This is a genomic window from Amycolatopsis oliviviridis, from assembly GCF_014654365.1.
GTDB lineage: Bacteria > Actinomycetota > Actinomycetes > Mycobacteriales > Pseudonocardiaceae > Amycolatopsis > Amycolatopsis oliviviridis.
Window position 1 is genome coordinate 547003 of record NZ_BNAY01000002.1, and the last position, 14087, is coordinate 561089.

Sequence of the window (14087 nt, forward strand, 5' to 3'; positions counted from 1 at the left end):
TCAGGCTTCGTCTTCTTCCAGCATGTCCGGGGTCACCGCGGATTCGGTGTCCGGGATGCCTTGTTCCTTTGCCTTCTTGTCGGCCATCGCGAGCAGGCGGCGGATCCGGCCGGCGACGGCGTCCTTGGTCATCTGCGGGTCGGACAGCTGGCCCAGCTCTTCGAGCGAGGCCTGCCGGTTCGACAGGCGCAGTTTGCCCGCGGCGAGCAGGTGCTCCGGCGCGGACTCGCCGAGGATGTCCAGCGCCCGCTCCACCCGGGCCGCCGCCGCGACGGCCGCGCGGGCCGAGCGCCGGAGGTTGGCGTCGTCGAAGTTCGCGAGCCGGTTCGCGGTGGCGCGCACCTCGCGGCGCATCCGCCGCTCTTCCCACGCGAGCACGCTCGTGTGGGCGCCGAGGCGGGTCAGCAGGGCGCCGATGGCGTCACCGTCGCGCACCACGACCCGGTCCGCGCCGCGGACCTCACGCGACTTGGCCTGGATGCCCATCCGCCGGGCTGCGCCGACGAGCGCCAGCGCGGCCTCGGGGCCGGGGCAGGTCACTTCGAGCGACGACGAGCGGCCGGGTTCGGTGAGCGAACCATGTGCCAGGAACGCGCCGCGCCAGGCGGCTTCCGCGTCGGCGACGCCACCGGACACGACGGCGGCGGGCAGCCCGCGCACCGGGCGCCCGCGCTGGTCGATCAGACCGGTCTGCCGGGCGAGCCCCTCGCCGTCCTTGACCACCCGGACGACGTACCGCGTGCCCTTGCGCAAGCCGCTGGAGGAAATGACGTGGACGTCGGACTGGTGTCCGTACAGTTCGTGGATCTCCTTGCGCAGCCGCCTCGCCACCGAACCGGTGTCGAGTTCGGCCTCCACCACGACGCGGCCGGCCACGATGTGCAGCCCGCCCGCGAATCGCAGCATCGACGCGACCTCCGCGCGGCGCGGGCCGATCTTGGTGATCTCCAGCCGGCTCAGCTCGTCCTTCACGGCGGCGGTCATCGCCATCGCTGCCCCTCCATACCTTCAGCTCCTCCCCCGGTGAGACCGAGAGCGTCCCGCATGCAGCCCGCGAGCGCATCAGGATCATGCCGCCCCGTCACGACCGGGTCAGCCACCGCCCCCAGCAACGCCCGCGCGCCGAGTTCCCCCGCCGCGTCCCGCAACCGGGCTGGTGAGGGCACCGAGTCCCGGTCCGCGATGACCGCGTCCACCCGCAATTCCGGGGCGTGTTCGAAGAGTACGTCCAAATGCTTCTCCGGCGAGAATCCCGCCGTCTCCCCCGGTTGGGGGATCAAGTTCAGGATGACGACCTTCGTGGCCTCCGTCCGGAGCAGCGCGTCGTGCAGATCCGGCACCAGCAGATGCGGCAGCACGCTGGTGAACCACGACCCCGGGCCGAGGAACACCACGTCCGCGCCGAGCACCGCCTCGATCGCCTCGGGGCAGCCGCGCGGCGGCCGGTCGGCCTGCCCGGTCGGGTGCAGGCTGATCCGGTGCACCTGCCCCGGTGTCGTCGCCACCGCCACCTGACCGCGAATGCGCCGGAGCGCCTCGGGGTTCTCGGCGTCCAGCCCCGAGACCTCACCCTGGATCTCCAGGGGTTCGGGCGACATCGGCAGGACCCGGCCGGAGATGCCCATCAGCCTGCTCGCCTCGTCGAGCGCGGCGACCGGGTCGCCGAGCACCTCGAACAACCCGGCCAGCAACAGGTTCCCGACCGCGTGCCCGGCGAGCGCGCCGTCACCGCCGAAGCGGTGCTGGAACACTTCCGCCCACAGCGTTCCGCCGTCTTCGGCGGCGAACGCGGCGAAGGCCTGCCGCAGGTCGCCCGGCGGCAGCAGCCCGAGTTCCCGGCGCAGCCTGCCGGACGAGCCCCCGTCGTCGGCGACGGTGACCACGGCGGTGACCTGCGAGGTCACCCGGCGCAACGCGGTGAGGGTGGCGTGCAGGCCGTGCCCGCCACCCAGTGCCACCGCACGCGGCTCGCTACTCGCGGCCAAGGTCGCGGTGCACCACCTTCACGGCCATACCGTCCTCATTGGACAGACGCTGGGCGAGCTCCTCGGAAATGGCGACACTGCGGTGCTTCCCGCCGGTGCAGCCGACGGCCAGCGTCAGGTACCGCTTGCCCTCGCGCTTGTAGCCCGCGCCGATCAGGCGCAGCAACTGGTGGTAGCGGTCGAGGAACTCGTCCGCGCCTTCCTGGCTGAGCACGTAGTTGCGGACCTCGCCCTCCAGGCCGGTGTGCTCGCGCAGTTCCGGGATCCAGAACGGGTTCGGCAGGAACCGGACGTCCATCACCAGGTCGGCGTCCATCGGCAGGCCGTACTTGTAGCCGAACGACAGCACGGTGACCCGGGTCTGTGTGCTGGCCTCGGAGCCGAAGGCGTCCTCGATCTTGGCGCGCAGGTCGTGCACCGAAAGCGACGACGTGTCGAGCACGAGGTCGGCCTCTTCCCGCAGCGGCTCCAGGAGCGTGCGCTCGGCGGTGATGCCGTCGGCGAGCCTGCCGTCGCCCTGCATCGGGTGCCCGCGGCGGACGGCCTCGAACCGGCGCACCAGCACCGCGTCGGTGGCCTCCAGGAACAGGACGCGCGGCTTGTAACCGCGGGCGTCGAGGTCCTTGATGACGGACGCCAGGTCGTCGGTGAACGCGCGCGAGCGCACGTCCATCACCACGGCGACCTTGGTGATCGCGCCCCGCGCCTGCGCGCCGAGCTCGACCATGGTGGCGATCAGCTCGGGCGGCAGGTTGTCCACCACGAACCAGCCCAGGTCCTCCAGGCATTTCGCGGCGGTACTGCGGCCCGCGCCGGACAGCCCGGAAACGACCGCGACCTCCATCCCCGAACCGCGGCCTTCTTCTTGCGCACTCACGATGGTCCCTTCCCCGATCACGTACTGGACTCCCCCGCCGCCGCGGACTCCCCTGCGAGCGCCGCGACGACCGCCTCCGCGGTGCGCCTGCCGAAGCCGGGCACCGCCTCGATCTCCTCGAGTCTTGCTTCGCGGAGTTTCTTCACCGAGCCGAAATGCTTGATCAGCGCGGTACGACGAGCCTGCCCCAGTCCCGGCACACCGTCCAATGCGGACACCTGCATCCGCTTGGACCGCTTCTCCCGGTGGTACCGGATGGCGAAGCGGTGCGCCTCGTCACGCAGCCGCTGCAGCAGATACAGCGCGTCGGAGGTGCGCGGCAGGATCACCGGATCGGGATCGCCCGGCAGCCACACCTCCTCCAGCCGCTTCGCCAGGCCGACCACGGCGATGTCGGTGACGCCCAGTTCCGAGAGGACGTCCGCGGCGGCGGTGGCCTGCGGGCCCGCGCCGTCGACGACGAGCAGGTTCGGCGCGTACGCGAACTTGCGTGGCTTACCGGTCTCCGGGTCGATGCCCGGCCGGTCCGGATCGACTTCGACACCCTCGGCGTTTTCCTTGAGGTACCGGGAAAAACGGCGGCGGACGACCTCGGCGATCGACGCGACGTCGCCTTCCTCCGCGGCCTCGCGCAAGGCGAAGCGCCGGTACTCGGACTTGCGCGGGATCCCGTCCTCGAACACCACGAGCGACGCGACCACGTCGCTGCCCTGGATATGGCTGATGTCGACGCATTCGATGCGCAGCGGCGCCGTTTCCAGCGCCAGGTAGTCCTGCAGTTCCGCCAGCGCGGCCGAGCGGGCCGTGAGGTCGCCGGCGCGGCGCAGTTTGTGCTGGGTGAACGCCTCGCCGGCGTTGCGTGTCACGGTCTCCGCGAGCGCGCGTTTGTCGCCGCGCTGCGGCACCCGCAGGCTCACCCTCGACCCGCGCAACCCGGAAAGCCAGTCGCCGAGCGCTTCCGCGTCGGCGGGCAGTTCGGGGACGAGCACCTCACGCGGCACCGGAGACCCGAGGTCCGGATCGTCCGCGCGTTCGGCTTCCTCGCCGTAGAACTGCGTGAGGAAGTGGTCGACGAGGTCCTTGACGTCCATCTCTTCGGCCTTGTCGATCACCCAGCCGCGCTGGCCGCGGACCCGGCCGCCGCGCACGTGGAAGACCTGGACGGCGGCTTCGAGCTCGTCGTGGGCGAAGGCGACGACATCCGCGTCGGTGCCGTCGCCGAGCACCACCGCCTGCTTCTCCATCGCGCGCCGCAGGGCGCCCAGGTCGTCACGCAGCCGGGCGGCGCGTTCGAACTCCAGCTCTTCGGACGCGGCCGCCATTTCCTGTTCCAGGCGGCGGATCAGCGCGTCGGTGCGGCCCGCGAGGAAGTCGCAGAAGTCTTCGACGATCGCGCGATGCTCGTCGGCGGAGACCTTGCCGACGCAGGGCGCGGAGCACTTGCCGATGTAGCCGAGCAGGCAGGGCCTGCCGATCTGGCCGTGCCGTTTGAAGACGCCCGCCGAGCAGGTGCGCGCCGGGAAGACCCGGAGCAGCAGGTCGAGCGTTTCGCGGATGGCCCACGCGTGCGCGTACGGCCCGAAGTACCGCACGCCCTTCTTGCGCGCGCCGCGATAGACGTGCAGGCGCGGGAACTCCTCGTTCATCGTGACGGCGAGCATCGGATAGCTCTTGTCGTCGCGATAGCGGACGTTGAACCGCGGGTCGAACTCCTTGATCCAGTTGTACTCCAGCTGGAGCGCCTCGACCTCGGTGCCGACCACGGTCCACTCGACGCTCGCCGCCGTGGTCACCATCTGGCGCGTGCGCGGGTGCAGGCCCGTGATGTCGGCGAAGTAGGAGTTCAGCCTGCTGCGGAGGCTTTTCGCCTTGCCGACATAGATGACCCTCTTCGTGGCGTCACGGAATTTGTACACGCCAGGGGCGTCCGGGATGCTCCCCGGCGAGGGACGGTAGGTGGTCGGGTCAGCCACGCCACCAAGACTATTGGGCACCACCGACAGTCCTGCGAGCCCCCGTCCCTAGACAGGCTTCGGTCAACCCTTCGAGTGGCCGTTCCCACGATCCGGTCCGTATTTCACTACGTATACCGACCTAAGTCGGGTATTGGGCCGGAACCGACGTTCGTTGGTTCCTAGCGGGTGAACCGGGTGATTACTTTCCGTCCCAGTTCCACTTCACTCGGTTCTTCGTCAGATGACGCTCGAAAGGACTCCTGCACCGTGAGCCGTCTTCGTACGCTGGGCGCCGCCACACTCGCCGCCGCAGCCCTCACCATGACCGCCGGTGTCGCCTCCGCCGGCACGCCGACCGGTGTCCAGCCCAACATCGTGGGCGGCGGCACCGCCCCCACCGTGAGCTGGGGCGCCCAGGTCTACGTCAACACCCCGGGCCGTCAGTGGGACGGCTTCAACTGCTCCGGCAGTGTCATCGCCCAGCGCTGGGTCCTGACCGCCAAGCACTGCCTCGACTCCGACGGCAGCGGCATGCGCGTCCGCGTCGGCAGCAACGCCCTCCAGGGCGGCCGCGTGATCGCCGTCGACCGCAAGGTGTCCTCGCCCGCGGGCTCCGACATCTCGCTGCTGCACCTGGCCTCCGACGCCGGCGTCACGCCGATCACGCTGGCCAGCTCGAACCCGTCGGTGGGCAGCACCAACCAGCTCTACGGCTGGGGCCGGGAGACCCCGACCGGCCCGCCCGCCTCGGCGCTGAAGGTGGCCAACGTCCGCGTCAGCGGCAGCTCCTCGGACGCCTACGGCGGCCCGGCCATCCAGAGCGTCGGCATCAACGGTTCGGCGTGGAAGGGCGACTCGGGCGGCCCCCAGGTCTCCAACGGCGTCCAGGTCGGTGTCGCTTCGACCGTCCAGAACCAGAGTGGCTCGAACACCCGCGGCACCAACAACTACGGCAGCGTCGCTTCGGCCCGCTCCTGGATCCGCACGACCGCCGGGGTCTGACCTCACACCCCGGTGGGGCCCCTCCGAGACGCGACCCGTCTCGGAGGGGCCCTTTCTCGTCGTCGTGTCGGTGGGGTGTGGGACGCTCGCGGGCATGCGGATCGCGACCTGGAACGTGAACTCGATCGGGCCCCGGCTGCCGAGGGTCCTGGAGTGGCTCGGCTCGGCACAGCCGGACGTGCTGTGCCTGCAGGAACTCAAGAGCGGCACCGACGCCTTTCCCTTCGACGCCGTGCGGGAAGCGGGCTACGAGACGGCCGCGTACGGCATCGGGCGCTGGAACGGCGTGGCCATCGTGTCCCGCGTCGGCCTGGAAGACGTGACGCGCGGCCTGACCGGCGAGCCCACGTTCGAGGACAAGACCGACGCGCGGGCCATCGGCGCCACCTGCGGCGGGCTGCGGCTGTGGTCGGTGTACGTGCCGAACGGGCGTGACCTGGAGAACCCGCACTACAACTACAAACTCGCCTGGCTCTCGGCGCTGGAGGCGACCGTGCGGGAGGAGCAGGCGCGCGGGCTGCCGTTCGCCGTGCTCGGCGACTTCAACATCGCGCCGACCGACGCGGACGTCTGGGACATCGGCGTGTTCGCCGAATCGACGCACGTGACCGAGCCGGAACGGAAGGCGCTCGCGGCGCTGCGGGATCTCGGCCTGTCCGACGTGTTCCCGCGGCCGCTGAAGTACGACCACCCGTTCACGTACTGGGACTACCGGGCCGGGAACTTCCCGAACAACAAGGGAATGCGGATCGACCTCGTGTACGCCGACGCGACGGTGGCGGACGCGGTCACGGATTCCTATGTGGACCGTGAGGCGCGGAAGGGGAAGGGTCCCTCGGACCACGCGCCGATCGTGGTGGATCTTTCGCTTTGAGCGCGCGTTTCGTCCTCTGAATGCGGTACTTGCGTGTGCAAGGACCGCATTCAGAGGACGAAACGCCGTCGGTCGGAGTGGGGCGCGTCAGCCGTTCCAAGCTGCCTTGTGCAGCCGCCGCAACGCCCGCACCGCGGCCACCGCGCGGTCCCGGTCCACCGCCTGCACGGCCATGACCGAGTAGTACTCGTCGTCCGGCAGCTCCAGCCGCGCCCACGAGGCCCCGTCCGGGAAGCTCACCGAAAGCACTTCGCTCCACGCGAACTTCTTGGTCATCAGCACGTTCCGGACCTCGATGCCGTCGGCGTCGGCCTTCACGCGCGCGGTCGCGAACAGCATCGTGCCCGCGGCGAGCAGCACGCCGATGCCGATCATCGCCGCCTGGTCGGACGGCTGGAAGATCACGCCGGTGTCCGAGCCGCGCAGCAGGACCGCGACGACCACGAACGTCGCCAGCAGGATCACCGCCAGCACCGAGCACATCACCAGGGCGCGGCGGGGCCGCACCACCACGACCTCGGACTCTGTCATCACATCCGCCTCGACGCTCACACGAAGCCCCGCTCGGTCCACGGCTGGCGCAGGTTCCGAAGCGCGTGCGCGGCGTCCAGCGCGGCGACGGTCGCTTCGTAGCCCTTGTCCTCGACGGAGCCGGGCAGACCCGACCGGTCGAGGGCCTGCTGCTCGGTGTCGCAGGTGAGCACGCCGTTGCCGACCGGGGTGCTCTCGTCGAGCGCCACCCTGGTCAGGCCCGCGGTGACCGCGTCGCAGACGTACTCGAAGTGCGGCGTCCCGCCCCGGACGACCACGCCCAGCGCGACGACCGCGTCGTGCGTCCGGGCCAGCGCCTGCGCGGCGACCGGGAGTTCGACGGCGCCCGCGACGCGCACGACCGTCGGCTCCTCCTCCAGGTCGGCCACCTTGGCCGCCTCGAGGGCGCGTTCCAGCAGGGCATCGGTGATCTTCGTGTGCCAGCGCGTGGCCACGATCCCGAGCCGGATGTTCTTACAGTCGGACAGGTCGAGTTCGACGTCCGGACGGCCCTCGCCGCTCACCGTTTGCCTCCGTTGCCCTGGTCGACCTCGGCGCCGACCTGGTCGAAATGCTCCAGCTGGGACAGGTCGTGCCCCATCCGGTCCCGTTTGGTCTTGAGGTAGCGCAGGTTCTCCGGGTTCGGGGAGATCGGCAGCGACACCCGGCCGGTGACCCGCAGGCCGTAGCCCTCCAGCCCGACGCGCTTGGCCGGGTTGTTCGTCAGCAGCCGCATCGAACGGACACCGAGGTCGCACAGGATCTGCGCGCCGGTGCCGTAGTCCCGCGCGTCGGCGGGGACGCCGAGCTGCAGGTTTGCGTCGACGGTGTCCGCGCCGGCGTCCTGCAGCTGGTAGGCCTGCAGTTTGTGCAGCAGCCCGATGCCGCGGCCCTCGTGACCGCGGATGTAGAGCACGACGCCGCGGCCTTCCTTGGCCACCGCCTCCAGTGCCGCCTCCAGCTGCGGACCGCAGTCGCAGCGCAGCGAGCCGAAGACGTCGCCGGTGAGGCATTCGGAGTGCACGCGGACCAGGATGTCCTCGCCGTCGGCGATCTCGCCGTAGACGAAGGCGATGTGCTCGATGCCGTCGAGCAGGCTGTCGTACCCGACCGCGCGGAACGTGCCCGCCGTCAGCGGGATACGCGCCTCGGCGACCCGCTCGACCTGCTTCTCGGTGCGCCGCCGGTACGCGATCAGATCGGCGATGGTGATCATCTTGAGGTCGTGGTCCGCGGCGAAGACCTCCAGCTCGTCGCGGCGGGCCATGTCGCCCTCGTCCTTCTGCGACACGATCTCGCAGAGCACGCCGGACGGCGACAGCCCGGCGAGGCGGGCCAGGTCGACGGAGGCTTCGGTGTGCCCCGGGCGCCGCAGGACGCCGCCCTGCTTGGCACGCAGCGGGACCACGTGGCCGGGGCGCCGGAAGTCCGCCGCCGTGGACGCCGGGTCGGCGAGCAGGCGGACGGTGTGCGACCGGTCGGCCGCGGAGATACCGGTGGTGATGCCCTCGGCGGCGTCGACCGTCACGCTGTACGCGGTGCCGCGCTGGTCCTGGTTCGTGTGGTACATCGGCGGCAGGTCGAGCCTGTCCGCCTCGGCCTCGGTCAGCGCCACGCAGACGTAACCCGAGGTGTAGCGCACCATGAAGGCCATCAGTTCGGGCGTGGCCTTCTCCGCCGCGAAGATCAGGTCACCCTCGTTCTCGCGGTCCTCGTCGTCCACCACGACGACCGGACGGCCCGCCTTGATGTCGGCGATCGCCGCCTCGATGGCATCGACGTTCACAGCCACCCCGCCTCCACAGGGGGTCAGATCGGCCGACCCCGGAATCGCACTCGTCTCGCTCACGCCCGCTCCTCCGTGCCGCCATTGTCCCCCTGCGTGCGCAGGTGCGGCATGGCCAGCTTCTCGACGTACTTGGCGACCACGTCGACCTCGAGATTCACCAGGTCACCCGGGGTGTTCCGGCCGAGCGTGGTCAGTTCGAGAGTGGTCGGGATCAGGGCGACGGAGAACTCCTCGTCGGTCACCGCGGCGACCGTGAGGGAGACGCCGTCGACCGCGATCGACCCCTTCTCGACCACGTACCTGGCCAGCTTCCCGGGCAGGGCGAACGAGGTGAGCCCCTGTTCGTCCCGCTTGAGGAAGACGCCGGTGCCGTCGACATGGCCCTGCATGATGTGCCCGCCGAGCCTGCCGCCCGCCGGCGTCGCGCGTTCCAGGTTGACGACGTCGCCGACGTTCACCTTCGCGAGGCTGGAGCGCTGCAGGGTCTCGTGCACGACATCGACGGTAAACTCACCGCCCGCCACCGCGACCACGGTGAGGCACACGCCACTCACTGCGATGGAGTCGCCGTGACCGGCGTCGCTGGTCACCAGCGGCCCCCGCACGGTCAGCCGCGCGGCGTTGGGGACCTGCTCGACCGCGGTGACCTCGCCGAGTTCCTCGACAATGCCGGTGAACACTCCTGCTGCCCTCCTCCTGGGGTCGCACCGTCGCTGGAAGCGGTGCTCCCCTCATCCAACACCCATCAGGGCCGATTTCTTCTCCTGACCCGATGGGCGGATCAAGAGCCGGGATCAGCCGCGGACGCGGGCCGCCTGCTCGCGCAGCGCCGCGACGGCCTTACCAGGGTCTTCGGCGCCGTAGACGGCGGAACCGGCGACGAAACAGTCCACTCCGGCCTCGGCGGCCAGCTCGATGGTGTCGGCGTTGATCCCGCCGTCGATCTCGACGACGAGCTTGAGGTGACCGGTGTCGACCAGGCGCCGCGCGGTGCGCACCTTGTCGAGGACACCCTCGATGAACGACTGGCCGCCGAAGCCCGGCTCGACCGACATCACCAGCAGCGTGTCGTAGTGCTTGAGGGTGTCGAGGTGGTCCTCGATCGGCGTGTTCGGTTTGATCGACAGACCGGCCTTCGCCCCGGCGGCGCGCAGGTTCTTCGCCAGCATGACCGGGTCGTGCGCGGCCTCGACGTGCACGGTGACGTTGTAGGCGCCCGCCTCGGCGTACCCGATGGCCCACTTGTCGGGGTTCTCGATCATCAGGTGGCAGTCGATCGGCACGTCGGTGGCCTTGAGCAGCGACTGGACCACGGGGAGCCCGAGGGTCAGGTTCGGCACGAAGTGCGCGTCCATGACGTCGACGTGAACCCAGTCCGCGCGAGTGTCCCCCTCGCCGGCGACGGCGCGGATCTCGTCGCCGAGCCGGGCGAAGTCCGCGGAAAGGATGCTGGGGGCGATCAAAGGTCGGTGAGCCACGCGCCCGAGTGTAGGAGGACGCCGCTAACACCCGCTAACCGGCTGTGACCGGCCCGAGGAGGCCCCCGGTCTGGAGTATGACGCGAAATGGCCCCGCAGTGGGAGGTGCGCGCACGCGGCGGCGAATAACGTTCCCGTCATGGTCAACCCACTCGCGACACTGGTCCGGATCGGCAGCTACCGCAGCGTGCCGTTCGGTCTCCTCGGCATGGCGGCGACGGCGGTGCCGTTTCCGATCGCGCTCATCCCCGCCGTCCTCATCCCCGGCGACGCGAAAGCGAAGATCGTCTACGGAATGCTCGCGATGGCCTTGCTGGTCGGGCTGGCCGGGCTGCCGGGGCCGATGCGGCGAGTGAGCATCTGGTTCTCCAATCAGATGCTGGGCACCCGGATCGCGCAACCCCCGCCGCACACGAAGGTCGCCTGGGCGGAACGCTGGCGCTCGGCGGCCTGGCTGCTCGTCCACACCGGACTCGGCTGGATCCTGTTCGGCCTCGGCTGCTTCCTGATGGTCGGCTTCGTGTTCGTCGTGATCTGGATGGGAGGCGGTGGCAGCCCCATCGAGTTCTTCGGGGAGCGGCTGACGATCGAAGCCGGCACCGCCGGGCTGTGGACGGTGCCGATCGCGCTGGTCACGCTCGTCGTCATCGCCTACGTCCTCGCCGGTTTCACGAAGCTCTTCCAGCACAGCGCGATCTCGCTACTGGGCCCGTCGGCCGCCGAACGCGTCGCCGCGGCCGAGGTCCGGGCGAACCACTTCGCACAGCGCAACCGGCTGGCCCGCGAACTGCACGACTCCATCGGCCACACGCTGACGACGTCGACCATCCAGGCCGCCGCGGCCGCCGAAATGGTCGATTCGGAACCCCAACTGGTGCGCCGCGCGCTGGGCACGATCGAGGAATCGTCCAGGGCTGCACTCGAAGACCTCGACCACGTACTCGGCCTGCTGCGGGACGACCGGTCCTCCCGTGAGCCCGAACGACGGCTCCTCGAAGCCGGGACGCTGGCCGAACGGGCCCGCGCGGGCGGCGCGGTGATCGACTACGAACTGACCGGGCCCGCCGCCGAACTGCCCGCGACGCTTTCGCGGGAGGCGTACCGGATCGTCCAAGAAGGACTGACGAACGCGTTGCGGCACGCCCATCCCGGCCCGGTGACCGTGCGGGTCGCGGTACTCGCCGACGCGCTGCGGATCGAGATCGTGAACCCGCTCGTGGACCATGCGGTCGCGTCCGGCCGCGGCGGCAACGGGCTGCCGGGGCTGACCGAACGCGTCGAGGCGCTGCGCGGCGAGCTCATCGCGGGTCCCGCCGTCGACGGGGAACCGCTGTGGCGGCTGGTGACCACGATCCCGCTACGGTCGCGATCATGACCCTGCGAGTCCTGATCGTCGACGACGAACCGTTGCTGCGCGCCGGATTGCGCTCGCTGCTGGACAACCAGCCCGATCTGACCGTGGTCGGTGAGGCGGGCGACGGCGGCGAGGTGGTCGATCTGGTGCGGCGGGTGAACCCCGACGTGGTCCTGATGGACGTCCGGATGCCCGGGGTGGACGGGATCGAGGCGACCCGGCGGGTGCTGGCGGAGATCCCCGAGCCGCCGAAGGTGCTCGTGATCACGACGTTCGACAACGACGACTACGTCTACGACGCACTGCTGGCCGGGGCGAGCGGTTTCCTGTTGAAGCGGGCGCGCAAGGAAGAGTTCGCGCACGCCATCCGGACCATCGCCGCCGGGGAGACGCTGCTGTTCCCCGACGCCATCCGGCGGATGGTCACCGCGCGCCCGGCCCCGTCCGGCCTGGCGCCCCGGCCTTCTTCGCTGACGAAACGGGAAACGGAGGTACTCCGGCTCATCGCCACCGGGAAGTCCAATGTGGACATAGCGGCCGATCTGGTCATCAGTCTCGAAACCGTCAAAACCCACGTGGGCAACATCTTCGGCAAACTGGGCGCGGCCAACCGCAGTCAGGCGGTGGTGTTCGCTTACGAGACAGGCATCGTCGCACCGGGTCACAGCCTGCGCTAGCGGACCTCCGCTGTTCTTCCCGTGTTAACCCGAAAACCCCCGGCCGCACACATGCGCGGTGACTAATGGGACTGCCCTGACCCCCAGGTATCCCAAGGAGATTTTCGATGGCTTCGCTGTTCACCGGACGGCGCAAATGGCTCGCGGGCGGGGCGCTCGGCGTCACGCTCATCGCGCTGGCGCCCGCCGCGCTCGCCGCCGGCGACGACGCCCGCCTCGCGTCCGCGCAGGGTGACCGCACCCAGGACGTGCGCGCCGCGATCAAGGGCGGCAGCGCCCGCAACGTCATCCTGTTCATCGGCGACGGCATGGGCCAGTCCGAGATCACGTCGGCGCGCAACTACGAACGCGGCGCGGCCGGGCGGCTCGCGATGGACGGCCTCCCGCTCACCGGCGACTACACGACGTACGCGGTCGAGAAGAACAACCCGTCGAAGCCCGACTACGTGACCGACTCGGCCGCCTCCGGCACCGGCTGGGCCACCGGCGTGAAGACCTACAACGGCGCGATCTCCGTCGACCCGTACGGCAACGCCGTCCCGTCGATCCTCGAAATCGCCAAGCGTTCGGGCCTGCGCACCGGCGACGTCACCACGGCCGAGGTCCAGGACGCCACCCCCGCGGTGCTCGGCTCGCATGTCGTCAACCGCGACTGCAAGGGTCCCGACGAGACCAGCAAGAAGTGCGCGGTCAACGCCAAGGAGAACGGCGGCGCCGGTTCCATCGCCGAGCAGCTGGTCCAGACCAAGCCGGACGTCCTGCTCGGCGGCGGTGCGAAGTACTTCGACCAGAAGGTCAAGGCCGGGAAGTTCGCCGGCAAGACCGTGCTGGACCAGGCGAAGTCCGCCGGCTACCAGGTGGTGAACACCGCGGCCGACCTCGACGCGGCCAAGCCCGGCAAGCCGCTGCTCGGCCTGTTCGCCGCCGGCAACCTGCCGGTCAACTGGACCGGCCCGGCCGCGAAGCAGGGCGGCACCCCGCCGACCCGCTGCACGCCGAACCCCGCGCTGCCCAAGACCCAGCCGAAGCTGGCCGACCAGACCCGCAAGGCGATCTCGCTGCTCGACGATCGCCGCAAGGACAAGGGTTTCTTCCTCCAGGTCGAGGGCGCGAGCATCGACAAGCAGGACCACGCCGCCGACCCGTGCGGCCAGATCGGTGAGACGATCGACTTCGACCAGGCCGTCGCGGCCGGGCTCGCGTACGCGCGCAGCAACCCCGACACCCTGGTGATCGTCACCGGCGACCACGGCCACACCAGCCAGATCATCGGCAACGGCACCGTCAGCCCCGGCCAGACCGCGACCCTGATCACCAACGAGGGCGCGAGCATGACCATCAACTACGGCACCGGCCTGCCCGGCTCGTCGCAGGACCACACCGGCACGCAGATCCGCGTCGCGGGTTACGGGCCGCAGGCGGCGAACGTCGTCGGCCTGACCAACCAGACCGACCTCTTCGACACCCTGAAGCGCGCTCTGCGGCTGCGCTGACCGGTTTCGGAAAGGTGGGGTAGACCCCAGTGAGGGGTGGGGGTCTACCCCATGGCCCCCTGGCTTCGGCCT

14 protein-coding genes are annotated in these 14087 nt (G+C 70.2%); 5 read left to right on the top strand and 9 right to left on the bottom strand.

From position 1 onward, the window contains the following. Genes whiA through uvrC form a run of 4 tightly spaced genes read right to left on the bottom strand, consistent with a single transcriptional unit; the run spans nt 1 to nt 4835 of the window. Complete coding sequence (gene whiA / locus IE302_RS09650; RefSeq protein ID WP_005152315.1) at nt 1-990, bottom strand: DNA-binding protein WhiA; 990 nt, start codon at nt 988-990, stop codon at nt 1-3. Continuing rightward, a complete protein-coding gene (locus IE302_RS09655; RefSeq protein WP_308436844.1) occupies nt 981-1985 on the bottom strand; it encodes a gluconeogenesis factor YvcK family protein in 1005 nt (334 codons plus the stop codon). The genes whiA and IE302_RS09655 overlap by 10 nt, the downstream gene beginning before the upstream one ends. Beyond that, nucleotides 1972-2829, bottom strand: a complete 858-nt coding sequence (gene rapZ / locus IE302_RS09660; RefSeq protein WP_191254737.1) for an RNase adapter RapZ — start codon at nt 2827-2829, stop codon at nt 1972-1974. Before rapZ ends, IE302_RS09655 begins: the two co-directional genes overlap by 14 nt. A 50-nt stretch (nt 2830-2879) precedes the next feature. Next, nucleotides 2880-4835, bottom strand: coding sequence for an excinuclease ABC subunit UvrC (uvrC, locus tag IE302_RS09665; RefSeq protein WP_191253949.1), 1956 nt, complete (start codon nt 4833-4835; stop codon nt 2880-2882). A 249-nt stretch (nt 4836-5084) separates the two neighbouring features. On the opposite strand from uvrC, the gene IE302_RS09670 reads away from it, so the two are divergent. Both IE302_RS09670 and IE302_RS09675 read left to right on the top strand, forming a co-directional pair. Next, nucleotides 5085-5819, top strand: coding sequence for a S1 family peptidase (locus IE302_RS09670; RefSeq protein WP_184902980.1), 735 nt, complete (start codon nt 5085-5087; stop codon nt 5817-5819). A gap of 94 nt (nt 5820-5913) precedes the next feature. After that, a complete protein-coding gene (locus tag IE302_RS09675; RefSeq protein ID WP_191253951.1) occupies nt 5914-6693 on the top strand; it encodes an exodeoxyribonuclease III in 780 nt (259 codons plus the stop codon). Nucleotides 6694-6780: 87 nt separating this feature from the next. Here the strand turns inward: IE302_RS09675 and IE302_RS09680 are convergent, their stop codons facing one another. The 5 genes from IE302_RS09680 to rpe all read right to left on the bottom strand — a co-directional run bounded on the left by IE302_RS09680 (nt 6781) and on the right by rpe (nt 10476). After that, entirely contained in the window at nt 6781-7224 is a 444-nt protein-coding gene (locus IE302_RS09680) for a PH domain-containing protein (RefSeq protein WP_039915899.1), read from the bottom strand. Nucleotides 7225-7241: 17 nt separating this feature from the next. Continuing rightward, on the bottom strand, nt 7242-7748 hold the full coding sequence (gene ribH, locus IE302_RS09685) for a 6,7-dimethyl-8-ribityllumazine synthase (RefSeq protein ID WP_191253953.1): 507 nt from the start codon (nt 7746-7748) through the stop codon (nt 7242-7244). Next, a complete protein-coding gene (locus tag IE302_RS09690; RefSeq protein ID WP_191254739.1) occupies nt 7745-9016 on the bottom strand; it encodes a bifunctional 3,4-dihydroxy-2-butanone-4-phosphate synthase/GTP cyclohydrolase II in 1272 nt (423 codons plus the stop codon). The genes ribH and IE302_RS09690 overlap by 4 nt, the downstream gene beginning before the upstream one ends. A gap of 53 nt (nt 9017-9069) precedes the next feature. Next, nucleotides 9070-9693: a riboflavin synthase gene (locus tag IE302_RS09695; RefSeq protein WP_191253955.1), complete on the bottom strand. Its 624-nt coding sequence runs from the start codon at nt 9691-9693 to the stop codon at nt 9070-9072. Between the two features lie 114 nt (nt 9694-9807). Beyond that, nucleotides 9808-10476, bottom strand: a complete 669-nt coding sequence (gene rpe, locus IE302_RS09700; RefSeq protein WP_191254740.1) for a ribulose-phosphate 3-epimerase — start codon at nt 10474-10476, stop codon at nt 9808-9810. 154 nt (nt 10477-10630) lie between these two features. Here rpe and IE302_RS09705 point away from each other — a divergent pair, with 154 nt between their 5' ends. The 3 genes from IE302_RS09705 to phoA all read left to right on the top strand — a co-directional run bounded on the left by IE302_RS09705 (nt 10631) and on the right by phoA (nt 14015). Next, nucleotides 10631-11866: a sensor histidine kinase gene (locus IE302_RS09705; protein ID WP_191253957.1), complete on the top strand. Its 1236-nt coding sequence runs from the start codon at nt 10631-10633 to the stop codon at nt 11864-11866. After that, nucleotides 11863-12522 (top strand): response regulator transcription factor, encoded by a 660-nt coding sequence (locus IE302_RS09710; protein WP_191253959.1) that lies wholly within the window; start codon nt 11863-11865, stop codon nt 12520-12522. The genes IE302_RS09705 and IE302_RS09710 overlap by 4 nt, the downstream gene beginning before the upstream one ends. 107 nt (nt 12523-12629) lie before the next feature. After that, complete coding sequence (gene phoA, locus IE302_RS09715; RefSeq protein ID WP_191253960.1) at nt 12630-14015, top strand: alkaline phosphatase; 1386 nt, start codon at nt 12630-12632, stop codon at nt 14013-14015. Nucleotides 14016-14087 lie beyond the last annotated feature (72 nt).